General features: G+C 67.5%; 21 protein-coding genes. All 21 read left to right on the top strand.

The window, feature by feature from the left end:
• Entirely contained in the window at window positions 1–1,956 is a 1,956-nt protein-coding gene (locus tag DK26_RS14970) for a phage major capsid protein (RefSeq protein ID WP_066473947.1), read from the top strand.
• 68 nt (window positions 1,957–2,024) lie between these two features.
• On the top strand, window positions 2,025–2,411 hold the full coding sequence (locus DK26_RS14975) for a hypothetical protein (RefSeq protein ID WP_066473949.1): 387 nt from the start codon (window positions 2,025–2,027) through the stop codon (window positions 2,409–2,411).
• Entirely contained in the window at window positions 2,401–2,691 is a 291-nt protein-coding gene (locus DK26_RS14980) for a hypothetical protein (RefSeq protein WP_066473951.1), read from the top strand. Before DK26_RS14975 ends, DK26_RS14980 begins: the two co-directional genes overlap by 11 nt.
• A complete protein-coding gene (locus DK26_RS14985) occupies window positions 2,684–3,616 on the top strand; it encodes a hypothetical protein (protein ID WP_066473954.1) in 933 nt (310 codons plus the stop codon). The genes DK26_RS14980 and DK26_RS14985 overlap by 8 nt, the downstream gene beginning before the upstream one ends.
• A complete protein-coding gene (locus tag DK26_RS29040; protein WP_157089669.1) occupies window positions 3,616–3,780 on the top strand; it encodes a hypothetical protein in 165 nt (54 codons plus the stop codon). The genes DK26_RS14985 and DK26_RS29040 overlap by 1 nt, the downstream gene beginning before the upstream one ends.
• Window positions 3,773–5,197, top strand: coding sequence for a phage portal protein (locus DK26_RS14990; protein WP_083533252.1), 1,425 nt, complete (start codon window positions 3,773–3,775; stop codon window positions 5,195–5,197). Before DK26_RS29040 ends, DK26_RS14990 begins: the two co-directional genes overlap by 8 nt.
• 37 nt (window positions 5,198–5,234) lie before the next feature.
• Window positions 5,235–7,172, top strand: coding sequence for a hypothetical protein (locus DK26_RS14995; protein ID WP_157089670.1), 1,938 nt, complete (start codon window positions 5,235–5,237; stop codon window positions 7,170–7,172).
• Between the two features lie 3 nt (window positions 7,173–7,175).
• Entirely contained in the window at window positions 7,176–7,823 is a 648-nt protein-coding gene (locus tag DK26_RS15000) for a hypothetical protein (RefSeq protein ID WP_066473967.1), read from the top strand.
• Window positions 7,820–8,209 carry a hypothetical protein gene (locus DK26_RS15005; protein ID WP_066473969.1) on the top strand — a complete coding sequence of 130 codons (390 nt, stop codon included), beginning with the start codon at window positions 7,820–7,822 and terminating at the stop codon, window positions 8,207–8,209. The genes DK26_RS15000 and DK26_RS15005 overlap by 4 nt, the downstream gene beginning before the upstream one ends.
• On the top strand, window positions 8,209–8,862 hold the full coding sequence (locus DK26_RS15010; RefSeq protein ID WP_066473971.1) for a hypothetical protein: 654 nt from the start codon (window positions 8,209–8,211) through the stop codon (window positions 8,860–8,862). The genes DK26_RS15005 and DK26_RS15010 overlap by 1 nt, the downstream gene beginning before the upstream one ends.
• A 1-nt stretch (window position 8,863) precedes the next feature.
• The gene (locus DK26_RS15015; protein WP_066473973.1) at window positions 8,864–9,274 is read left to right on the top strand and encodes a phage tail terminator-like protein; all 411 of its coding nucleotides are present in this window, start codon (window positions 8,864–8,866) and stop codon (window positions 9,272–9,274) included.
• A 15-nt stretch (window positions 9,275–9,289) separates the two neighbouring features.
• Window positions 9,290–9,496 (top strand): hypothetical protein, encoded by a 207-nt coding sequence (locus DK26_RS15020; protein ID WP_066473976.1) that lies wholly within the window; start codon window positions 9,290–9,292, stop codon window positions 9,494–9,496.
• Between the two features lie 110 nt (window positions 9,497–9,606).
• A complete protein-coding gene (locus tag DK26_RS15025) occupies window positions 9,607–11,088 on the top strand; it encodes a phage tail tube protein (protein ID WP_066473978.1) in 1,482 nt (493 codons plus the stop codon).
• 175 nt (window positions 11,089–11,263) lie between these two features.
• Window positions 11,264–11,743, top strand: coding sequence for a hypothetical protein (locus DK26_RS15030; protein ID WP_184231620.1), 480 nt, complete (start codon window positions 11,264–11,266; stop codon window positions 11,741–11,743).
• 8 nt (window positions 11,744–11,751) lie between these two features.
• Window positions 11,752–12,072 carry a hypothetical protein gene (locus tag DK26_RS29380; RefSeq protein ID WP_066473980.1) on the top strand — a complete coding sequence of 107 codons (321 nt, stop codon included), beginning with the start codon at window positions 11,752–11,754 and terminating at the stop codon, window positions 12,070–12,072.
• Window positions 12,069–18,275 (top strand): phage tail length tape measure family protein, encoded by a 6,207-nt coding sequence (locus tag DK26_RS15040; protein ID WP_066473985.1) that lies wholly within the window; start codon window positions 12,069–12,071, stop codon window positions 18,273–18,275. Before DK26_RS29380 ends, DK26_RS15040 begins: the two co-directional genes overlap by 4 nt.
• A gap of 65 nt (window positions 18,276–18,340) precedes the next feature.
• Window positions 18,341–18,748, top strand: coding sequence for a hypothetical protein (locus DK26_RS15045; RefSeq protein WP_066473988.1), 408 nt, complete (start codon window positions 18,341–18,343; stop codon window positions 18,746–18,748).
• 8 nt (window positions 18,749–18,756) lie between these two features.
• A complete protein-coding gene (locus DK26_RS15050) occupies window positions 18,757–19,440 on the top strand; it encodes a hypothetical protein (protein ID WP_066473989.1) in 684 nt (227 codons plus the stop codon).
• Complete coding sequence (locus DK26_RS15055) at window positions 19,440–21,164, top strand: hypothetical protein (protein WP_066473991.1); 1,725 nt, start codon at window positions 19,440–19,442, stop codon at window positions 21,162–21,164. The genes DK26_RS15050 and DK26_RS15055 overlap by 1 nt, the downstream gene beginning before the upstream one ends.
• Window positions 21,164–21,946: a discoidin domain-containing protein gene (locus DK26_RS15060; protein ID WP_066473992.1), complete on the top strand. Its 783-nt coding sequence runs from the start codon at window positions 21,164–21,166 to the stop codon at window positions 21,944–21,946. Before DK26_RS15055 ends, DK26_RS15060 begins: the two co-directional genes overlap by 1 nt.
• Window positions 21,946–22,872, top strand: coding sequence for a hypothetical protein (locus DK26_RS15065; RefSeq protein ID WP_066473994.1), 927 nt, complete (start codon window positions 21,946–21,948; stop codon window positions 22,870–22,872). Before DK26_RS15060 ends, DK26_RS15065 begins: the two co-directional genes overlap by 1 nt.
• Window positions 22,873–22,877 lie beyond the last annotated feature (5 nt).

Below are 22,877 nucleotides of genomic sequence, written 5' to 3' on the forward strand. Positions count from 1 at the left end.
ATGAATCGAGCATATTCGCTGCTCACCGTGAAAGCGGTGGATGAAGACGCGCGCGAAATCGAGGGCATCGCCACGACGCCCACGGCCGACCGCACCGGCGACATCGTCGAGCCCAAGGGCGCCGACTTCAAGCTGCCGATCCCGCTGCTCTGGCAGCACAAGTCGGACAAGCCGATCGGGCACGTTACCTTCGCCAAGGTCACGGATGCCGGCATCGTCATCAAGGCGAAGATCACCAAGATCGACGAGCCGGGTGCTCTGAAAGATCGTCTCGACGAGGCTTGGCAGTCGATCAAGCATGGTCTCGTACAGGGCCTGTCGATCGGCTTTCAGCCGCTCGAATCCGCCCGGATCGAGGGCAGCTACAGCTATCGGTTCATGAAGTGGCTCTGGCTTGAGCTTTCGGCCGTGACCATCCCCGCGAACTGGGAAGCCACCATCACCGCAATCAAGTCGGTCGACACCGAACTGCGCGCCGCGTCTGGCGAGAAGCAGCACCGCGTCGTTCGGCTCGACGCTCCCGGCGCTTCGGGAACCACCTCCAAGACCAAGTCTATCCCGGCGCCCAAGGAGGGCACTGACATGAAGACCATCGCAGAGCAGATCGTTGCCTTCGAGGCCGAGCTGCAGGCCAAGCAGACCAAGCTCACCGAGATCCAGGGCAAGGCCCTCGAGGAGGGCCGAACCAAGGACGTCGCCGAGAAGGAGGAGTTCGACACCCTCCGCGAGGAGATCAAGTCGATCGAGCTCGAGCTCAAGGATCTGCGTGACCTGGAGGCTGCCCAGGCGGCCCGCGCCAAGGCTGTCGGCACGCCGAAGACGGCCGCCGAAGGCTCCGCCGCCCGTGTGCCCGTCTCGATCAAGGCCAATGCGCCGGAACCGGGCATCCGCTTCGCTCGCTATGTCCGATGCATCGGTCTCGCTCACAAGACCCACCGCGATCCGGCGACGATCGCGAAGGAGCTCTACGGCGAGCGCGACCCCCAGGTCGTCGAGATCGTGAAGGCGGCCGTCATCGCGTCGAACACGACCACCGACGCGGCGCTGATCGGCAACGAGGGAGGCTGGGCCGACTTCGTCGAGTTCCTGCGCCCGCGCACGATCATCGGTCGCTTCGGCCAGAACGGTATCCCGGGCTTCACCCGCATCCCGTTCCGCGTGCCGCTGATCACCGAGGCGAGCGAGAGCGCGGCTTACTGGGTCGGCGAGGGCAAGGCGAAGCCGCTGACCAAGCCATCCTGGACCCGCACGGAGATGAACCCGCTCAAGGTCGCGAACATCGTCGTCGCGACGATGGAGCAGCTCCGCGACAGCTCGCCGTCGGGTGAGGTGCTGCTGCGCAACAGCATCGTAAATGCTGTGGCGAAGGCTCAGGACCAGGCGTTCATCGACCCGTCGAACGCGGGCACGGCCAACGTGAAGCCTGCGTCGATCACCAATGGCCTGACGGCCGTCGCGTCGAGCGGCAACGACGGCGAGGCAGTGCGCGCCGATGCGAAGGCCGCCATGGGCAAGTTCGTCCTGGCGAACAACGCTCTGACCTCCGGCGTCTGGGTCATGTCGGCGACGACGGCGCTGTCGCTGTCGCTGATGACCAACGCGCTCGGCCAGGCGGAATTCCCGGGGCTGACGCTGAACGGCGGCACCTTCATGGGGCTGCCGGCCATCACCTCGCAGTACGTCGGCAACTACGTCGCGCTGGTGAACGCCGAGGACGTCTACTTCGGCGACGAGGGCGAGGTGGCGGTCGACATGTCCACCGAGGCCTCGCTCGAGATGATGGACAACCCCACGGGCGACACCATCGCTGCCACGCCCGTCGCCGCCGAGCTTGTGTCGCTCTGGCAGACCAACAGCGTCGGCTTCCGCGCCGAGCGGACCGTGAACTGGATGCGCCGGCGCAACTCCGCCGTGGCACTGATCACCGGCGTCGCCTGGGGTGACCCGGCCTCCTGATCGGCTCACCGAGCAACAGGGCGGGCGACTTCGGTTGCCCGCCTCCTGCAGCCGCCCAGGAGGCAGTCATGAAGCAGAAGCTGATCGCGGTGAGGCCACTCACCTATGCAACCCGTCGGCTTCTGGCCGGCGACGAGTTCGAGGCAACACGCTCTGACGCGCGCGTGTTGGTTGCCGTCAACCGTGCACGGGTGATGGAAGAGCCCCGCGAGCCCGGGTCGCTCCCGCCACCGCCAGCCGCGGTGATCCCGAGGGACGAGCCTGCTCCGACCAAGTTGTCGCCCCCGTCCGTTCCCGATCAGGTCGTCGAGATCCCTGATGACTGGCGCGATTTACACCACATGAAGATGATCACGATCGCGAAGGCGCTCGGCGCTACGCCCCAGAACAAGGTGGAGGCGATCGCGGTACTCGAGGCGGAGGTCGCTCGGCGACAGGCCGCCAATGCCGGCTGACGAGACCGGGACCACGAACCTCGGCCCCGTCCCGCCCGGGATGGAGTTCCTCGACGCGATCCGGGCGGTCGAGGGGCAGCGGAAGCACCGGATCAACCCCGCCCACCAATCGCGCCGTCTCACCCTCTGCGAGACGCAGCGTGAGATCTGGCGCCTCGCGTCCAGCCTCCCCGAACCACATCGCTCGCAGCTTCAGCTTCTCGCTGGGGCCGGGTTCGATTTCGGGAAGCGCATGGACGCGCGGATGAAGCAGTTGAAGGCGATGCTGCCCGATGCCTGATCTGACCGTTCTGACCTGGCTCTGGGCCCAGCCCGGCGGCCGAGCCGCGTACACTGCGGCCCACGTCAATGTCTGGGCCGGAATGGTCCGTCGGCACCTCGCGATGCCTCATCGGATCGCTTGCGTCACGGACATGCCGGACGGGATCGACGCTTCAATCGACATCATCGCGCCGCCGCGCGACTTCGAGACCTTCCGCATCCCGACCTGGGGCGAGGACAAGCCTCAGTGCCTGCGTCGCGTAGCGATGTTCCGGCCGGACGCCGCCGACATCTTCGGCCCGCGCTTCGTCAGCATGGATCTCGATTGCATCATCTCTGGACCGCTCGACCCGCTGTTCGACCGTCCCGAGGACATCGTGCTCTATCGCGGCGCCACGGCGACCCGGCCGTACAACGGCTCCATGCTCATGATGACGGCCGGCGCCCGCCCCGCTGTTCACGCCGACCTGACGCCCGAGCGCGCTGTCGAGGCAGGGCATCGCTTCATCGGATCGGATCAAGCGTGGATCAGCGCGCGGCTCGGCTACGGCGAAGCGACGTGGGGGCAAGAGCATGGCATCGTTTGGTTCGGCAGCGGCGTCGCGCGCGTCTCGCCGAGCACGCGCATCATGTTCTTCTTCGGCAACCCTAAGCCCTGGGACCTGGTCGATCGCGGCGTCGATGATTGGGCCGCCGAGCATTACCGCGGGGGAGGGCGAGGCCGTTGCCTGGTGCTCGGCTATCACCCCTCCGTGTGGACCGACGCGACCGCCGCTCTTGCAACCGGGCCGTTCGACGCCGTGATCGCCTCACCGGAGGCGGCCGCGCACTGGCCGGGCTCGCCGATCTTCGCACGGGACGACGCCCACGCTGATCGGCTGGCACGCATGCACGGCTTCGACGAAGTCGTGTTCTGCGGCCGCAGTGAGGCTCTGGCCGCCTGATGAAGCTCCTCATCGCGATCCTGGTGCTGGCGCTGGCGGGCGCCGGCTTCATCACGACCGGCGTCTTCCTGCTGGCGGGCCCGGGCTGGGCGTTCATCGCCGGCGGTGTCTTCGCGCTCGCCGCCGCCGTCATCTGCCGCAACGGGCTGAACCCAAATGGCTGAGGCAGGCTTTCTTTCGGCGCTGGGGCAGGCGCTGGCGCCGCGCGCCAAGGGGATGTCCATGGTCCCGGCCGGGCGCGGTGGCTGGTGGTCGATCATCCGTGAGCCGTTCGCTGGCGCGTGGCAGCGCAATGTCGAGGTGCGCTTCGACACGGCGATGTCGTTCCATGCGGTCTTCGCCTGCATCACGCTGATCGCGTCCGACATCGCGAAGAATCGGATCAAGCTGGTCGAGCATCAGGGCGAGGACATCTGGACGGAGGTGGAGAGCCCCGCGTTCAGCCCTGTCCTTCGGAAGCCGAACAGTTACCAGAACCGGATCCAGTTCGCCGAAGCCTGGCTGCTCTCGAAGCTGAGCCGTGGCAACACTTACGTGCTGAAGGTGCGCGACGGGCGCGGCGCAGTCATCGCCCTGCATATTCTCGATCCTGATCGCACCAAGCCCCTAATCTCTGATGATGGAGCGGTCTTCTACGACCTGAACGCCGACCACCTGGCCGGCTTGCCGTCGCAGGTAATCGTGCCGGCGCGCGAAATCATCCACGATCGGATGAACTGCCTGTTCCATCCGCTGGTCGGGCTCTCGCCGATCTATGCCTGCGGCCTCGCGGCGATGCAGGGCCATGCCATCCAGAACCAGTCGGCGAAGTTCTTCGGCAACAACGCTCAGCCGGGCGGCGTGCTGACTGCTCCGGCACACATCGACGATGCGACGGCCGCACGCCTGAAGGCGCATTGGGAGTCCGAATACACGGGGGACAAGGGCGCGGGGCGCGTCGCGGTGCTCGGCGACGGCCTGAAGTTCGAGTCGATGACGATGAAGGCGACCGACGCGCAGCTCATCGAGCAGCTGAAGATGTCGGCCGAGGTCGTCTGCTCGGCTTTCCACATGCCGCCCTACAAGGTTGGTGTCGGTCCGCTCCCCAGCTACGACAACATCCAGGCGCTCAACGTCGAATATTACTCCCAGTGCCTGCAGATCCTGATCGAGGCCAAGGAGCTCTGCCTGGATGAGGGGCTTGGTCTCGACACGATCAAGGAAGGTGGCCGGCGGCTCGGTACGGAAGTGGACACCGACAACCTGCTCCGGATGGACAGCGTCGCGCAGATGGAGGTGCTCGAGAAGGCCTCCGGCGTGATGACGATCGACGAGAAGCGCCGCCGCGTCGGCTTGAGGGCTCGCCCGAACAAGGAAGGCGATGACGTCTTCCTGCAGCAGCAGAATTTCAGCCTTCGCGCGCTCGCCAAGCGCGATGCGAAGGCGGACCCCTTCGCGAAGTCAGGGGCCAGCACCGACAGCGTCGCGCCGGCGGAGGAAAATAATGACGAACCCGTCGACGAGCAGCGCGCCGCAGCCAGCGTCGCCGCGCACGCCGAGTTTCTCGAATGTCTCTCCCAGGGTCCTTATGTCCTGCAGTGAGACTGCCCCCTCCGCTCTCGATTTGGCGCTGGCTCGCGTGATCGCGAAATGCCGTTCGCAATGGGAGAAGGAGGTCGAGGTCATTTCGGCGGATGCGCGCGCCACGATCGCCGAGCTCAAGGCGGCGAACGCGGATCTCGTCGCTGCGCTGAAGGAGAGCGCCGGCCTGCAGACCCAGCGCATCGATGCTGCGCTGGGCGCGATCCGGAATGGCAAGGATGTGGACCCCGCCGAGGTCGCCGCCGCGGTGGCCAAGGCCGTCGACGCGCTCCCTCGGGCCAAGGACGGCGCTGACGCCGACATGGCAGCGATCGCCGTTCGCATGCAGGAGATGGTGAAGGCTGCCGTTGACGCTATCCCGCCGGCCAAGGATGGCGAGCCCGGGCGGGACATCGATATCGCCGAGGTCCGCGCCGTGGTCGCGGAAGCGGTTGCGGAGGCTGTCTCGGCGTTGCCACCGCCGGTCGACGGCAAGGATGCGGACCCCGAAGAGATCAAGCGGGCCGTCGACGCCGCGGTCGCTGCGCTGCCCGCTCCCCAGGACGGCAAGAGCGTGACGGCCGAGGATGTCGGCCCGGTCGTGGCGGAAGCGGTTGCGCTTGGCTTGGCGGATCTGGATGACCGCATCAACGCCCGCGCGACCGAGCTCGTCGGCCTCATCCCGCTGCCGAAGGATGGCGAGAGCATCACGGTGGACCAGGTTCGGCCAATCCTGGAAGAATTGGTCCAGGCGCTGCCCGCGCCGGCGGCCGGCAAAGACGCCGACATGGATCAGGTTCGCTCGATGCTCGAGGAACTGGTCCAGGCGCTGCCGAAGGCCCGCGACGGTGAGGACGGCAAGAGCGTGAGCCTCGAGGAGGTCGCGCCGGCGATTGTCGACGCGGTGAAGGCTCATCTCCCGGCGATGGTGTCCAAGGCAGTCGCTGCTCTTCCAGAGCCTGCGCCGGGCAAGAGCGTTTCGGTGGAGGACGTCGCCCCGATGATCCGCGAGGAGATCGAGAGGGCGGTCGCCGCGCTGCCGCCGGCGAAGGATGGCGAGCCGGGTGCGAACGTCGACATGGTCGAGGTTCGGGAGGCGATTGGCACCCTGGTCAAGGAGGCTGTGGCGGCGCTGCCGGCGCCGAAGGACGGTGAGCCCGGGCAGGCCGTATCTGTCGATGACGTTGCCCCGATGATCGAGCGCGAGATTGCGACCCGTTTCGAGGCTGTGTCGAAGCTGTTGCCGGATGCGGACGCGATCAGTGCCACGCTCGAGCCCCTCGTCTCCGCCGCGGTCGAGGCTCTGCCGCCGGCCGCCGCGGGCAAGGACGTGGACATGGCGGAGGTCGAGCAGATCATCCGTCGCGCCGTCGACGCCATCCCCCGGCCGAAGGATGGGACCTCCGTTACGGTCGAGCAGGTCATGCCTGCGATCGAAGAGCGCATCGCTGCCGTGGCCAAGGCGATCCCGGTGCCGAAGGACGGTGTCGGGCTCGCGGGCGCGCTGATCGACCGGGACGGCAACCTCATCGTCACCTTGGCCAACGGCGAGGCGAAGAACCTCGGGCCGGTGGTCGGGCGCGACGCTGATCGCGACGCGATCGCCGAATTCATCAAGGGCGAGATCGCCAAGATCCCGGTTCCACAGGATGGGCTCGGCTTCGACGACATGACGGTCGAACATGATGGCGAGCGCTCTTTCGTGCTCCGCTGGGCGCGCGGCGATGTCGAGAAGTCCTGTCGCATCGAACTGCCGGTTGTGCTGGACCGCGGCGTCTTCAAGGACGGCAGCGTCTACGCCCGCGGCGATGGCGTGACATGGGGCGGCAGCTACTGGATCGCGCAGGACGACACTGGCGAGAAGCCTGGCGACGGGAGCAAGTCGTGGCGTCTCGCCGTCAAGAAGGGCCGGGACGGGCGTGAGATCGTGAAGCTGCCGCCGGCCGATCCCAAGCCGTTCAAGCTCCCGGGCGCCGACCCCGACAAGGCGGTCTGATCAATGCTCGAGATTGTTTCGCCCGCGGCCGACCCGAACCTACTGACGGTGGTGGAAGCGCGCAAAATCGTTGGGCTCCCGCCCGGCGATACCTCGCAAGACGCGGTGCTCGCCAAACTGGTCGCGCGTGCCTCCGCGGATATCTTCGCGGCCTGCCGGATCGTGCGAGGGCAGGGCGCCCCGCGCACGCTCAGGCAGGAGGTGGTTCGAGAGACGCGGTTCTTCAGCGGCGGCGACAAGTTGATCTTGGCACGCCGCCACGAGATCACATTGGCCGGGCTGACCATTAGCGGATCCGTCATCAATCTCGCGGGATGCATCGTCGAAGGAGACCCGGGGCTGGTCTCGCGAACCGCCGGCGCGCGCCTACAAGCGTGGCCCGCCGGGCTTGTCGTGGTCGAGTACGAGGCTGGGTTCGATGAAGTACCGCCCGATCTGGCGGGCGTCGCCGCCGACATGATCCGGCTGCTTCACTCAGCTGAGACCCGCGACCCTCTCGTGAAGAGCGTTCGTGTCGACATCCCCGGCGTCGAGGAGGTCGAGACGCAATACTGGGTGAATTCCGGCGCCACGACGCCATCCTCCTCGTCTGGCCTGCCCGCCGACCTGATGGCGCGCTTGGCCCCATACCGCAACGCGACGTTCGCATGAGCACGGTCGACACCCCAGCCGGCATGATCGCGCGGCTGGACGCTTCGCTGGCGCGACGTGGCGAGGCCGTCACGGTTCGCCGACGCGTCGGCCCCGCGCCGAATGTGTTCGTCGAGGTCCAATGCCGGGCCAAGGTGACGGGCTTCAACAGCGAGGTACTGGTCGCCGGAGTGAAGCAGACGGCCTCGTCGATCGTCATGTCGCCGACGCAGTTTCAGGCCGCTGCATCTGCCGGGACGTGGCCGGGTGCGGCTGGCGGCGGGGTCTGGCCAAAGGTCGGCGACTTCATTCGCCAGGCAGACGGCCGGGAACGCAAGATCGAGGCGGGCGCGCCGATCGTGGTAGGCGACGTCGTTGTCCGGATCGAGGCGAAGGTGCTCGGCTGATGGCACGCTTCGAGACCTTCGCCCGAGATCTCCAGATGGCGACGGCCGATCTGGCGCCGGCGGCGATCAATCAGGAACTGGCAAAGTTCGCGCGGGGCGCGCTGCGGGATGCCATCGCCGGCGGCGAGGCGTCGTCGATTTACACGAAGTATGTCAACGGCCGAGAGGGTGCCGAGGAAGAGACCGTCGAGGCCCCGGGCCCGATCGTCTACGACTTCAGCTACTGGCAGCCGATCCTCGCCTTCACCCTGGCGGAGCTGGAGAAGCGCTCGCCCCGCAGGAGCGGCGACTACATCGCCTCGCATGTCGTGATGGCCGGATCGCAGGTCATGCGTGCCGATGCCGAGATCGCGGCAGGCGAGGAGGTCTCCGTGGTGGCGACGGTGCCGTATGCCCGCAAGATCGAAAGCGGCTTTCAGCGCGTCTCGACTGGCGAGGCGGTCTTCCAGGACGTCCGCAGGAAGGTCCAGTCGCAGTTCGGGCGCGCCGTCGATGTGAGATTCCGGATGGTCTACATCCCGAACGGCTACGTCCTGAAGGGCCGTTTCCGGCGCGGCTATAAGCCGTTCGCTCGCACGAAGCTGCAGCGCGACACGCAGGCCGGCGCGCGGACGACCTATCCCGCCATCGTCATGAATATGAAGGCCGCCTGAGATGGCTTCGGGCGTGGTCTATGACGCGGTTCGGGCATTTCTGGTCGACCATTGGACCGAGACCCTCATCGAATTCGAGAACGAGGAATTTGAGCAGACTGCGCAGCAGACCTGGATCGCGGTCGAGATGTCGAGCTCGGTCTATGCGCAGCAGAGCATCGGCGCCGAAGAACAGAACCGCTGGGACGAGGTGGGAACCCTCTGGATACACGTGATGGTCCCCGCCGGCACTGGCTCATCCGAAGCGCGCCGGTTGGCCAAGGCTGTTGCGGACCTGTTCCGCGGCGCTCGGCTCATGAACGACGATCTCGAGTTCAGGGATGCCGCGATCGGCCTCGGCGGCCGCGATGAAGCGACCGGGGCTCTTTGGACGTTGTCCGTGACCGTCGATTGGCTGCGGTTCGAAGCCTGAGACAGGAGAAAACCCATGTTGATCACCGTGTTGAAGCCGTTTCCGCATCCGAGCCGCCGGTTCGCCGCCGGCGATAGCGTCTCCGAGGTCGAAGCGGCCGAGGGCCCGATCCCGCTGGAGGATCTGAAGCGCCTCCGGTTCGTGGCGGGTCCGGAGAGCAGGTCCGCGAAGGACAGCGCCGCCGCCGGCGAGGCCACCACGGGGAAGGCCAAGCGCTCGTAACCCAACCTGAACTGCCCGCGCGTGGCCCGCGCCGGCATCGAACATTCCGACCCTTGGGCAAGGTGATGGGGCGCTTGGTGGCGCCCCTTTTCTATTGGGAGCCCTGAACCATGACCTCATCGAACCGCGTGCGGGTGAGCTACGTGATGGAGTCGACGCCGGGCGTCACGCCCACGACGCCTCGCATGAAGCAGGTCCGCCTGACTGGCGAATCTCTCTCCGGCGCGCCGGAGTACGTCGACAGCGACGAGCTGCGCGACGACCGCATGAACGCCGATCCGATCATGGTCGGCCAGACTTCGGGCGGCGGGATCAATTTCGAGCTGTCGTACCCGCACCCGCAGAGCTTCGTGTCGGATGGGCTGCGCGCCGCGCTGTTCTCGGACTGGCTCAACACGCCGGAGCGGGACAACGACGGCACGGCCGACAGCGTGATCACTGCGGTGGCCGGCACGACCGACGAATTCACGGTCACGACCGGCGCCGCCTTCGTCGCCAACCATCTGCTGCGCGCGACCGGTTTCGCCACCGCTGCCAACAACGGAGTCTGGAAGGTCACCACGGGCGGCACCACCTCCGTGGCTGTGCTCGGCGCGAACCTGGTGACGGAAGCCGCGCCGCCGGCCACCGCGCGCCTGAAGGTGGTCGGTTTCGAAGGAGCGTCGGCGGACATCACCGCGCTGGCGGACGGCCTGGGCTCGACGGCTCTCGACTTCACCACGCTCGGCCTGCGCAAGGGGCAGTGGATCAAGATCGGCGGCACCGCCGACGCGACCACCTTCGCCTTCCTCGTCACCGCCGGCGCTGTGGCGCGGGCTGCGGCCTGGGCGAGGGTCACTGACATCGCGGCTGGCAAGCTAACGCTCGACAACCTGCCTTCGGGCTGGTCGACCGACGTCGGCACCGGCAAGACCATCCGGGTCTGGTTCGGCGATCAGCTGAAGAACGGCGTGACGCCCGCTCCGATGACCATCGAGCGCGGGTTCATGGGGCAGCAGGTCCCGGCCTACATCGTGAACCGCGGCATGCAGGCCGGCCAGCTCGAGCTGACGATGGAGGCGAAGCAGAAGATCACCGGCGCCTTCACCTTCACCGGGCTGACCGCATCGCAGGGCACGGTGACGCTGGATGCCTCGCCTGATCCGGCTACGACCAACCAGGTGATGGCCGGCAGCGCGAACGTCGGCCGGCTCGCCGAGGGCGGATCGCGGCTCACCAGCCCGAACTGGGCTCGCCGTGTCTCGTTCACGGTGAACGCCAACCTCGAGGCGCAGGACGCCGTCGACAACTTCGGCGCGGTCTACATCCGCGAAGGCGAGAACACCGTCACCGGCCAGATCGACACCTACTTCGGCAGCAATGCGGTGCTGCAGAAGTTCTATGACGGCACGGTCACCTCGCTGAACGGCCGGGTCGCCAAGAACAACCAGGCGGTGGTGATCCAGATTCCGCGTGCGACGCTGCGCGGTGGCGGCAACCCGTCGGCAGGCGGCAAGAACCAAACGGTGACGGCGCAGTTCGACTTCTCCGGTGCGCTCGACCCGGAGACTGGCGCCAACATTATCTTCGACCGCCTCGAGTACTTCGCCTGATCCGTCGCGGCTTCGGCCGCGGCGATGAATTGCCCGCTGTGTCGGCGGCGGGTCCAGAAGCCTAGCTGGTCAGCGCCAGCGACGCCGGTTGGTGCCGGCGGCGAGATGGATGTGCGCGCACTCCTGGCGGACGGGCCCGACAGCCCGTCCGTCTCCCTCGCAAGAAAGCACCACAATGGTTCTGAAGCTTTCCTCCCTCCGAGCCAATCTCGATCGCGAAGCCAAAGGCGATTGGGTTCCCTCGCTCCAGTGGCCGGGCGTCGAGTTCCTCGTCTCCGCCCTGACCAAACCCTCCTACCGCATCAAGCGCGACGCTCGCGTCCAGCAGCTGAGCCGCCGGTACAAGGGACAGCCCATTCCCCCTGAGAAGTTGGCGCCTGTCATCGGCCGCCTCTACTGCGAAGAGATCCTGCACGGTTGGCGGGGGCTCGATATCGAATACTCGCCCGAGGCCGCGCTCGCGACGCTCACCGATCCCGCTTTTCGCGTGATCGTGGCCGAGGTCGAATACTGCGCCGGCAGGCTCAGCGAGGTCGATCCGGAGTTCACCGATGACGCTGAGGCGCTCGGCGAGGCGGCCGAGGACGACCTGGGAAAGTCCGAAGCGCCTTCCGCGCCCGCCTCGAGCGCCGCGGAGACGAATTCGGCTTCCTAGCCGATCTGATGGATGAGGAGCCTGACGCCGCCGAGGCGTTGGGCGATCAGATCGAAGAGATCGAAGACGACGAGATGCCGCCTTGGGCCGGCTATCTCTTCGATGCATGGAACGCGCTCACCAACGACCGGCACCGCGGCGACATGGGTGGATGCTCCGGCATCTACTACCAGAGCATCAGCGCCTATGCCCGCGATCACGGCCTGATGGGCGACATCTTCCCCGATTTCTACCTATTCCTGCGGGCCATGGACGACGAGTACGTCGCCTACGCCGCAAAGCAGGCCAAGGCCGCGGCCGAAAAGGCCAAGCGCGAGCGATCCGCATGACCACCAAGCTCTCTTCCCTCCGCGTCACTGCTGAGATGGACGTGTCGCAGTATGTGCGCGCGGCTGCTCAGAAGGTGTCGGCGGATGGCGACATGGTCGGGTCGGCCAAGGCGGTCGGCCGGGCGCTGGCGGCGACCGATGCCGCCGCCAGCAAGGCTGTTCCGGGTGTCGCGTCGCTGTCGCGCGTCTGGATCACTGGCTATGGCGACGCGGCGAAGTTCGAGAGCGCGGTCCGTTCGATCGGGAAGGCTCTCGATCGAGGGATGGACCCGGCCCGGGCGGCTGCCGCGCTCGACGGGGTCTATCGGAAGTTCGGTCAGACGGCCGATGCCGCGAGCATGGCCCGGCAGGGGTTCGTGGCCCTTGCACCGGTCGTTGCAGCGCTCAATGACCGATACGAAGTCAATGCCGCCGTGGCCGACCGCGCGGCTGCGGCGACCAAACGGCTCGCGGACGCGCAGGCTACGCAGCAGCGCATCAACGCGTCGTTCGGGATCGGGAGCAGCGCAGGCTCCGCACGGGATTCCGCTGACGCATTTCTTGGCTCAGTCGGAGGCCTTGAAGGTGTCGCCGCCGCCCGTGGGCGCGCCGTTGCCGACAGCTTCACGACTTCGCTGAATGAGGCGCTGATCGCTGGCGCGCCACGCTCGGCTCGCCAGTCGGCCTCTGCCTTCACAGCCTACTTCGATGAGATCGCGGTTGAGATTAAGCGCCGCGAGGCCGCGGTGACGGCGAGTGTCGCTCGTATGCAGGCCGTCCAGGAGCGGCTGCAGCAGGTCCACCGCATTGGCTACCAGTTCGACAGCACGCAGGGCGCGCGCGCCTCGATGTCGGCCTTCATCGAGGAGGATGAGCGCGCGGTTCGTAGCCTGACGCAGGCCTACAACCCGCTGCTGACTAACGAGGAGCGGCGAAACGAGGCGCTGAAGACGGCCCAAGGGCTTCTGGCCCGGCGGTCCATCGACGAGAAGCAGTACGCGACCGTCGTCACGAACATCAACAAGGTCCACGACGACACCAAGAAGGCACTCGAGGGCGCGTTCACGGCGACGGGCAAGTGGACCTCGGGTGTTGGTCTTGCCCGCCATGAGCTAATCAACCTCGGCCGGCAGGCGCAGGACGTTTTCGTCTCGCTGGCTTCCGGCCAGTCGCCCATGACGGTGCTGATCCAGCAGGGCACTCAGATCGCGGACGTGTTCGCGGCGTCTCGCGGCTCGGTCATGGGCTTCCTTGGCCAAATGGGGCCGGCCCTTCTCCGGCTCGCTGGGCCGATCGCGGCCGTCACGACGGCGCTAGGTGCGATGTATGCGGCGTTCAAGGTGTCGAGCGAACAGCAGACCCTGAGCAACTCGCTGCTCGGGGCAGGGCGCACTTCCGGGCTCGCCGGCGGCCAGCTCGAGGGGCTCGCTAGGGAATCGGCGCAGGCCGCGGACATCACGGTCTCCAATGCCCGCCTGATCGGCGCCGAGTACGTCAAGCTCGGCCGGATCGCGAACGACAACCTGCCGAAACTGACGCGGATCACGAAAGACTACGCCGCGGTCAACGGGCAGGATCTGAAGAGCGCCGCCCAGGAGATCGCGCAGGCTCTGGCCGACCCGGCACGTGGCGCACAGGGGCTGAGCGACAAGATTGGCGGGCTCGACAGCACGACGCTACGCATGATCCGCACCGCGACGGACTTCAACGACAAGCTCCGCGCCCAGAGGCTGCTGATGGAGGAGCTCGGGCGCGCGACGGACAACGCGGCTGACCAGTCGCTGTCGAAGTGGGACCGCCTCACCAAGGAAATGGGCATCGTCTTCGGTCGCTTGAAGGAGGGCGCTGCCGGCGCGGTGCTCGGCCCAGATCGCTCCGAGGAGATCGCGACGGCCCGTTCGCGAATCCGAGAGATCGAGCAACAGCTCGCGACAGGCCGCACCACGTTCGGCCAGGAATCCGGGCTTCGCGCCGAAGTAGGCACCTTGCGGCAGAAGCTGTCGGCGTTGGAAGCGATCGAGCAGAAGGAGCGGGAAGCCGCCCGGGTAAAGGCCGAGGCTAGCGCTTCCAGTCGAAAGACCAATGAGGGCGAAGCGGTCGCTTTGGCGACGGGGAACCAGGGCCTCGCTCAGCAGCTTCGCCTGTACAACGAGACGATCGGCCGGGTTAACACCCTGGACAAAAGCCTTGAGGAACTCAGGGCGAAGCGCAACGCGATTGGCGTCCCGGACGATTCGAACCGCGAGCGGTTTGCCACCCTCACGCAGCAGATCAAGGAGCAGACCGAGGCGCTGGAAGGCCAGCAGAAGGTCGCCCGCGATCTGCAGGGCATCACTTCCGGACTCTCGCTCGAGCAGGAACGAGCCCGCCGAAACACCGAACTCGACCTCAAGGCGTCGCAGGATAAGACCTTAGCCGATGCTCAGGCCACGGCAGCAGAACGCGCGCGCATCAACATGCTTGGCGAGGCTGTCTCCACTTCGAGGGAGGCTGCTGCGATCAAGCTGGCCGAGCGGGCCACAGCCCGCGGCACCGTCGCGCTGAACGAACAGTCGAAGGTGATTCAGGATGGAATCACCGTCACCAATGCACAGACGGAAGCCTATCGGCGCGGTGGCGTCGCGGCTGCCGAAGTCGCGCGCATCCGCAAGGAGGCCGCGCAGCAGGCGCGGACCACTGGCGGCGACGCGGAGGTGATCTTCCGGGAGCGCCTCAACAAGGAGATCGCGGAGACCAAGCGCGGGCTCGCCGAGAAGATCGCGTTGCAGCGCCAGGAGGCTTCGGCAACGAACGCCGCCAACGCAGCGGCGTCCGCTGGGAATCTGTCGGCGAAGCAGCGCGCCGATCTGGAAGAGCGGCTCCAGGCTGAACGCGAGGCCTATAACAAGCTGATCGCCACCGGTCTCGTCACAGAAAAGGAGGCCGCACGCCTTGCGAAAGAGCAAGCGGACTCAGTTTCGCGCGTGCAGGACGCCCGAACCGAGGCGGCGGCGCTGGGCATGCTGGCAGATCAGCGTGAGTCGACCGAGCTGCTGCGCCTCGAGGTATCGCTCCTTGGCAAGTCGGTAGAAGAGCGCTCTCGGGTCCTCGCCGTGCTCAAGGCGGAGCAGGCGCTGCGCCGGCAGGGGATCGACCCAGCCAGCGACCTCGGCCGGCAGTATCTTGATGGTGCGAAGGTCGAGGCGGCCCTGAATGCGACGAAAGAGCGCTTTGTCGACTTCGGCAAGGACCTGACCTCGATCCTCGGCGGCGCCTTCGACGATCTCTTCACCCAGACCGACAAGGGCTTCGAGGGGGTCGTCGACAATGCGCTGAAGAGTTTCGCCAAGCTCGGGACGCGCCTGATCGAGAACCAGATCCTGAAGCCGCTGATGTCGGGACAGGGCCTCGGCAGCCTGTTCGGGACAACCTCGGCGGCCAACGACAACGGCACCTTGAACGTCAAGCCGCTGACCGACAGCCTGGAGCGGGGCGCTTCCGGCGGTATCATCGACGGCTTCAAGAAGATTGGTTCCTGGCTCTTTGGTGGCGGCAGTTCGGCCCAAGGCCAGACGCAGAGCGCCTCGGCGCCTGGCTCGGCCGGAGGCGGGCTCTCTTTCGGCGGTGTCGCAGGCCTGGGCGTGGCCGCGCTCGCGGGCTACGGCATGGGGCAGCAGAGCCAGTCGCCGCTCATCGGCGGCCTTGGTGGCGCGCTCTCCGGCGCGGTGGCTGGATCCATGATCCTGCCCGGCATCGGCACGGCGATCGGTGCCGTGGTCGGCGGGCTTTCCGGCGCGGCCGGCGGCATCATGGGCCAGTCGGCTGCGAAGAAGCAGCGGCGCCAGGAGATGATGGCGGCGCTGAAGCAGTATCAGGACGACTGGGCGCAGATTCAGCCGGAGGTGGAGCGCCAGCGCGCGCTCTGGCGCGGTGAGACCGAGGGCGGCCTGACCGGCTCGTTCCGCGAGGCCCGGACCAATTTCCAGAGCGCGGCGAAGACGGCGCAGCTCGCCGGTGACAAGACGGCGGTCTTCGCGATGGAGCGCGATCTCCAGGCGTTCCTCGACCGTTCGGTCACCGAGTTCCGGCGCAGCTTCGCTGGCACGCTCGACGCGCTCAACCAGGGCTTCGGCCTCAACTCGCCCTTCCTCCAGGCCAGCAAGTCGGTGAAGGATACCGGCGAAGCACTGAAGGGCTTCGTCGCGGATACCCAGCTGACGGATGGCGCCTATGAGGCGGCGCGCGAGGCGAGCCGCACCTATGCGATGTCGCTGTTGACCGGCGCGCGCGAGATCGGCGCGGTCGAGGCCGAGATTCAGCGGATCAACGGCACGGCCTCGTCGCTGTCGCAGGTCCTGGTCGATCTCGGCATGTCGGCGGACGCCGCGGCCGAAGCTGTCGAGCAGGGCGTCGTCGTCGCGATGGACCGGCTGCGCGCCGGCTTCGAGCGCGACCTCGACCGCAAGACGCTGTCGGCTCTCGACCGCGACCATATCAACGAGACCGCCGATCTGTTCGCCGAGGTCGAGCGCCTGCGCGCCGACGCCGCCTTGCTCGGTACCGACCAGGCGCGGGTGAGCGCCTACTTCCAGGCGGCGGCGCAGAAGATCGTCAATGGCGCGGATCTCACCGGCGCCGCCTTCGATGATCTGATCGCCCGCTTCCCGGCGCTCGCCGGGCTGGTCGTCGAGGCCGGACAGGCGATCGGCGAGGCGGCGCGCGAGATCGAGGCGGCCAAGCGCCGTCTCGGCTATCAGGACCGGCTTTTCGCGGCGCTCAACGACAGCACGACGCTGGACGGCCAGCTCGCGGCCTTCGACCGCTCGGCGCACCGCCAGCGGCTGGAGGAGATGCGCGCCGGCGGGCAGGCAATCAACGACCTCGAGGCGGCGCTCGCGGCCGAGCGTCTCAAGATCATCGAGACCTTTGCCGATCAGGCTGCGGCAGAGCAGAAGCGGGCGAAGCAGGAGGCGCAGAACTTCTTCGATGGCTTCACCCGCAACCTGCGCCAGTTCGTCGACAACATGCGCGCCGGCAACGACTCGCCGCTGTCGCCGGAGGCAAGGCTCGCGGCGGCGCAGTCGCAGTACAATGCCCAGCTCGCGCTGGCGCAGGGCGGCAATCGCGATGCCATCAACGGGCTGACCGGTTACGCCTCCTCGCTGCTCGATGCGGCGAAGGGCTTCTATGCGTCCTCGCCCGCCTTCCAGGCGATCTTCGAACAGGTCGCCGCGCAGCTGACGGCACTACCGACGCAGGTCTCGGCCGAGCAGTTCATCGTCGACGCGATCGAGCATGCGAACACCAGCCTGCTCGCCTCGCTGGCGCGCCTCGACACCAATGGCGACGGCATGATCAGCCTGCAGGAGGCGGCGAATTCGAACCTCGCGGCGATCTTCAGCGAGCTCGATACCAATGGCGATGGCCAGATCAGCCGCCTCGAGCTGATCCGAGCGGCGGCGCAGGGCACCGATGCCAACACAGAGATCGCCAACACGCTGCTGCAGCAGGTTCAGGCCCTGGGCGGGGCCACCAACAGCCTGATGGAATCCTCCAATTCCATGCAGCAGAGCGCGGTGAATTTCGCCTCGACGCAGAACGGGCTGCTCGGCGAGCTGATCTCGCTGAACACGACCTCGCTGGCGATGCTGAACGCGCTGAACCGGCAGTTTTCGCTCGACACGGACCTGACCATCCGGGGCGTCGGGGTCAACAACAACATGGTCACGGCGCTCAACAAGATCGCCTACAACACCGCCTTCATCATGCAGTACACTGGCAATGCCGGCGGCTTCGGCACCGGCAACATCGGCGCCTTCGCCTCGGGCGGCTGGATCAGCGGGCCGGGCTCGCCGACCTCGGACAGCGTGCCGATCTGGGCCTCGAACGGCGAGTTTATGGTCAACGCTGCCGCGGCGTCCCGCCATGCCAGCCTGCTCGAGGCGATCAATGGCGGGGCGTCCTTCGCGGATCTGGCCACCTTCTCCCGGCCGCGGCCCGCGCCCGGCCCGGTCTTCGTTCCGCCCGCCAACCAGAACGACGGCAGCCGCGAGATCGTCGCGGAGTTGCGGCGGCTGCATGCCCGCATCGAGCAGCTCGAGCAGCGCCTGATCGAAGCCGAATACGGCTCGGCCGGTGTCGTCGCCGGCGAGGTCGCGGGCGTTCGGCAGGAGCAGCGCCGCGCCGCCGCCGATGCCCGCCAGGACCGCAACCGCCCGGACCGGGCCGGCAAGCGCGTCGCCTGATCGATTTCGCCTGACCCGCCACCAGCAAGCCGCCGGCCCAGCCGCGCGGAGATGAGGAGCCATGCATGGCCAATCTGTCGAACTATGCCGAGAAGAAGCTCTGCGACCACATGCTGGGCCTCACCTCCTTCACCATGCCGGCGGTCTATCTCGCACTGTTCACGGCCGACCCTGGCGAGGCCGGCTCGCTGACCGCCGAGATCGGCTCCGGCGTCGGCTACACACGGGTCGACGTCACCGCCGCGATGGCTCCGGCCAATGCGACCACCGGGCAGGCGCTCAACGAGGATGTGATCTCGGTCGGTCCCGCCACGGCCGACTGGGGCGTGATCACCCATGCTGCGTTGATCGACAGCGCGACGCTGGGTGCCGGCAACATCCTGATGAGCGCGGCGCTGAACTCCTCGCGCAACATCCAGAACGGCGACGTCTTCCAGTTCGCGGCGGCGCAGCTCTCGGTCGTGTTCGCCTGATCTGATCGATGCTCGGCTTCGGCGCACTCTCGCAGGCACCGATCGCGGCGCTCCCGCCCGATCGGTCGCCGATCAACGCCACGGTGACCTTCAACGCCGTGGCGAGCCTCGCGGCGGTGGCTTCGCGCCTCGCCGCCGGCGCGGTCGCGATGGTGGCCGGCGGCGTGCTCGGGGCGCAGGCGCGCCAGATCCACGCGTCCGGGCTCGCACTCGCGGCGGGCGGCGCCCTGGCGGGCAGTCCGCGACGGCTGGCGCGCAGCGGGCTTGCGCTATCGGCCGGCGCGGGCCTCGCCGGCGAGGCGCGGCGGCTGGCGCGGCCCGGGGCATCGTTCGGGGCGACCGGACAGATGGTCGCGCAGCCGCAGGCGATCTTCCGGCCCTCGGCCAGCTTCGCAATTGGCGGGATGCTGTCGCCGGCGGCGAGCCAGATCCATGACGTCGCAGTCGGCTTCTCAGCCGCGGGCGGTCTTTCGGGGACGGCGCATCGTCTGGCGCGGACAGGGCTATCGCTGTCGGTCACGGGCCAGCTTTCCGGGCAGGCCTGGCGGCTGCGCTTCGCCGGCGTCGTCATGACCGGCCAGGGCAGCTTCTCGGGCATGCCGACCACCGCCTATGCCGATCTCGTCACCAACACCAAGGTGATGCTGGTCTACGCCGCCGAAATCTCGCCCTGGGCGATCGGGTCGGAATAATGCTCGGCGAACCGCTTTCGACCTATCCGATCTCGGCACAGCGGCCGATCAACCCGCTGGTCGGCGTCGTCTTCAATGCGCGGGTTGGTCTCGCCGCTGCCGCGGCCGCGATCATGCGGGCGCGTCTCGACCTGTCGGCGCAGGCCGGCCTGCAGGGGCGCGCCGACCGTGCCCGCTTCGCCTCGGTGAGCTTCGTCGCCGAAGCCGAGTTCTCGGCGCAGGCGCTGTTCCGGATCTACAGCGCGACGCGCGAGTTCATCAGCCGGCCGGATGACCAGCTTCCGAACCAGCCCTTCCACGGCACGCTGCAGAAGGCGCTGCGCTGGGATCGCTCCATTCTCGGCGGGCGCCGGATCGGCGAGTTCACCGCCGGCTGGGGCGAGCTCGAGCTGATCAATGCCGAAGGTGACTACGACTATCTGATCGAGCGCTACGCGATCGACGGGCGCCGCGTCGTGGTCAAGGTCGGCGCTGCCGGCGCCGCCTATGACAGCTTCCGGGTGCTGTTCGACGGCACGGCCGCCGATTGGGAGGTCCGCGAGGATGTGCTGCGGATCTATCTGCGTGATAGCGGCTACAGGCTCGAGGTACCGGCCCAGCCAAACTCCTATGGCGGGACGGGCGGGCTCGACGGCAATAGCGACCTGAAGGGCCGGCGCAAGCCGCGCGCCTTCGGCCGCTGCCTCAATGTCTCGCCGCCGGCAGTGATCCCGGCCGAACTGGTCTACCAGGTCAATGACGGGCCGCTCGACGCGGTGACCGCCGCCTATGATCGCGGGGTCGCGCTCGCACCCGCCGGCGACTTCGCCAGCGCCGCGGCGCTGCGGGCAGCGACGACCGGGGCGGCCGGATCCGGCAAGGATATCGAGGCCGGCGAATACGCGACCTGCCTTGCTGCCGGGCTCGTCAGGCTCGGCGGCTCGCCGGTGGGCACCGTGACCTGCGATCTGCGCGGCGACAGCGCCGGCGGCGCCTATGTCGAGCGGACCGCCGATATCGTCCGCCGGCTGATCGTCGCGACCGGCGGCCTCGCCGATCCGTCGGAGCTCAGCCTGCCGAGCTTCGACGCCGTCAATATCGAGCAGCCGGCAGCGATCGGCATCTTCCTCGACGGCAGCGACCGAACGGTTGCCGATGTCGTGGCCGAGCTGATGGGCGGTATCGGCGGCTGGGGCGGGTTCCGGCGCAATGGCCGCTTCGAGGTCAGGATCTTCAAGGCGCCGGCCGGCATCCCGACCAATCGCTATGACAAGGTCGATATCGTCGAGATCGGCCGCGAGCGCCTGCCCGGCGATCTCTCGCCGCCGCCCTGGCGCTTCCGGCAGGCCTGGGGGCGCAACTGGACGGTGCAGAGCGATGTCGACGGCCGGGCCGGGATCACGCCGGCGCGCGCCGCCTTCCTGAAGGAGCCGTGGCGCCTCGCCGAGGCGGCGAGCCCCGGCATCCGTGCGGATCGGCCGCTCGGCAAGGATATCGAGCCGATCCCGAGCTTCTTTGCCAATGAGGGCCCCGCCCGGGCCGAGGCGCTGCGCCAGCTCAGCCTCTACAGCCAGGCGGCGCTCTACCGGATCACCATGAAGGCGCAGGCCTTCATCCACGACGTCGGCGACGTGATCTACGTCACCTATCCGCGGTGGACGCTCGCCGAGGGGCGCCTGCTGTCGGTCGTTTCGATCAGCGAGGACAGCGATGAGAACAGCGTCGAGATCGTGGGGTTCGGCTGATGCCCATCGCTAGCGCTGCCAGGATCGGCTGGCGCAATCTCGCCGATGCCAGCGCGATCTCGGCCTCGAGCTTCGCGCAGCTGACCCCGCCGACCATGCTGCAGAACCCGCATGTCGCGAGGAAATGGCGCGGCACCGCGGGCGCCGCCGAGCATGTCACCGTCGATCTCGGCGCGGTCGTCACGATCGACTGCGTGGCGCTGATGGGCGTCAACCTCTCGGAAGCCGGCATCAGCCGGATCCGCGCTTCGTCCGCCGATTCCTCGGCGCTCGACGGTGCGGCCCATGACAGCGGCGCGGCGTCCGGCCGGATCGACCCGCGCTATCCGCAGCTGATCCATCTGCTGCCGGCGCCGGTCAGCGCCCGCTATCTCAGGATCGACCTCGAGGAGCCCGCCGCCGCCTTCGTCGAGGCCGGCCGGCTCTTTGTCGGGCTGACCGAGCAGCTCAGGATCAATTTCGCCTATGGCTGGGATCGCGCGTGGGTCGACCCCAGCCGGGTCACCAAGAGCCGCGGCGGCCAGAGCTATATCGACCGGGCGGACCCTTACCGGCTGCTCAACCTGACCTTCGGCCATCTCGACGAGGCGCAGCGCTATGGGCTGGTCGAGGATATCGACCGGGTCTGCGGCAAGCACACGGACATCCTGATGCTGACCGATCCGACCAGCCCGGCGCTGGCGCGGGATTCGGTCTGGGGCCGGATGGAAGACGTCAGCCCCGTCGGCCAGCCCACCTACGCGACCTTCTCAAAAACCTACAGGATCGAGGAACGTCTCTGATGGCTTTCAAGCTCGGTGACCGCATTCGCGAGAACACGACGACGACCGGAACCGGCGACCTGACGCTGACCGGCGCCGATGTCGGCTTCGCTACCTTCAACAGCCGGCTCTCGACCAATGATACCACCTGGTATGCCCTCGTATTCGGCGCGAACTGGGAAGTCGGCATCGGCACCTTCACCGCGCCGGCGACGCTGGCGCGCACCACGATCATCGCGAGCTCGAACAGCGATGCCGCGCTCAACCTCGGCGCCGGGACGAAAGAGGTTTTCATCACCGTGCCGGCGCAGGCGCTCAGCCTGCTGACGAAGCTGCAGACCGTGACGTCCGCGCGCTTCATGGGCCGTAAGACTGCGGGCGCCGGCCCGGCCGAGGAGCTGACCCGGGCGGACGCGGCGGACATGCTGCAGATGGGCTCCGAACTGATCGCCTCGGGCGTCGGACCGACTGGCGGCGGCGTGATCGTGTTGCCGCTCACCAGCTCTTTCCGCTTCTTCAAGTTCCTTGGGAGCCGCCTGGAGCCGACCACTGCAGGGCAACTGCTTCAGATGCAGGTCTCGACCGATGGCGTGCCGAATTTCCAGACCGGCGCGAACTACCATTACGACGGGCAGAGCCGCCGGGCGGGTGCTGCGACCGTCGATTGGCAATCGACCACGGACGACAAATTTGCGCTGAGCGCGGCGCTCAACGCTGCCGGTTCGAACATGGCCGATCTGGTGATGGAGATCACGAACAGTTCCGGCGTCGTGCCCGAGTTCGACTGGAAGATGAAGTTCCGACGTCAGACCAGCAACGAGAAATCGACGGTGCTCGGCTCCGGCTACTTTTCTGGCGACACTTCGCGGTGGACGCATGCCCGGCTGTCTTTCAACAGCGGCAACGTCAGCTCGGATGCCGTCTGGCGTCTCTATGGCTGGAGGTGAGCAGG

Source organism: Allobosea sp. WAO (assembly GCF_001509835.1).
Lineage (GTDB): Bacteria > Pseudomonadota > Alphaproteobacteria > Rhizobiales > Beijerinckiaceae > Allobosea.

Bases quoted from the DNA above. Each gene is read 5' to 3' on its own strand.
- DK26_RS14970 (WP_066473947.1), top strand. From the start codon at position 1: ATGAATCGAGCATATTCGCTGCTCACCGTGAAAGCGGTGGATGAAGAC.
- DK26_RS14975 (WP_066473949.1), top strand. From the start codon at position 2,025: ATGAAGCAGAAGCTGATCGCGGTGAGGCCACTCACCTATGCAACCCGT.
- DK26_RS14980 (WP_066473951.1), top strand. From the start codon at position 2,401: ATGCCGGCTGACGAGACCGGGACCACGAACCTCGGCCCCGTCCCGCCC.
- DK26_RS14985 (WP_066473954.1), top strand. From the start codon at position 2,684: ATGCCTGATCTGACCGTTCTGACCTGGCTCTGGGCCCAGCCCGGCGGC.
- DK26_RS29040 (WP_157089669.1), top strand. From the start codon at position 3,616: ATGAAGCTCCTCATCGCGATCCTGGTGCTGGCGCTGGCGGGCGCCGGC.
- DK26_RS14990 (WP_083533252.1), top strand. From the start codon at position 3,773: ATGGCTGAGGCAGGCTTTCTTTCGGCGCTGGGGCAGGCGCTGGCGCCG.
- DK26_RS15000 (WP_066473967.1), top strand. From the start codon at position 7,176: ATGCTCGAGATTGTTTCGCCCGCGGCCGACCCGAACCTACTGACGGTG.
- DK26_RS15005 (WP_066473969.1), top strand. From the start codon at position 7,820: ATGAGCACGGTCGACACCCCAGCCGGCATGATCGCGCGGCTGGACGCT.
- DK26_RS15010 (WP_066473971.1), top strand. From the start codon at position 8,209: ATGGCACGCTTCGAGACCTTCGCCCGAGATCTCCAGATGGCGACGGCC.
- DK26_RS15015 (WP_066473973.1), top strand. From the start codon at position 8,864: ATGGCTTCGGGCGTGGTCTATGACGCGGTTCGGGCATTTCTGGTCGAC.
- DK26_RS15020 (WP_066473976.1), top strand. From the start codon at position 9,290: ATGTTGATCACCGTGTTGAAGCCGTTTCCGCATCCGAGCCGCCGGTTC.
- DK26_RS15025 (WP_066473978.1), top strand. From the start codon at position 9,607: ATGACCTCATCGAACCGCGTGCGGGTGAGCTACGTGATGGAGTCGACG.
- DK26_RS15030 (WP_184231620.1), top strand. From the start codon at position 11,264: ATGGTTCTGAAGCTTTCCTCCCTCCGAGCCAATCTCGATCGCGAAGCC.
- DK26_RS29380 (WP_066473980.1), top strand. From the start codon at position 11,752: ATGGATGAGGAGCCTGACGCCGCCGAGGCGTTGGGCGATCAGATCGAA.
- DK26_RS15040 (WP_066473985.1), top strand. From the start codon at position 12,069: ATGACCACCAAGCTCTCTTCCCTCCGCGTCACTGCTGAGATGGACGTG.
- DK26_RS15045 (WP_066473988.1), top strand. From the start codon at position 18,341: ATGGCCAATCTGTCGAACTATGCCGAGAAGAAGCTCTGCGACCACATG.
- DK26_RS15050 (WP_066473989.1), top strand. From the start codon at position 18,757: ATGCTCGGCTTCGGCGCACTCTCGCAGGCACCGATCGCGGCGCTCCCG.
- DK26_RS15055 (WP_066473991.1), top strand. From the start codon at position 19,440: ATGCTCGGCGAACCGCTTTCGACCTATCCGATCTCGGCACAGCGGCCG.
- DK26_RS15060 (WP_066473992.1), top strand. From the start codon at position 21,164: ATGCCCATCGCTAGCGCTGCCAGGATCGGCTGGCGCAATCTCGCCGAT.
- DK26_RS15065 (WP_066473994.1), top strand. From the start codon at position 21,946: ATGGCTTTCAAGCTCGGTGACCGCATTCGCGAGAACACGACGACGACC.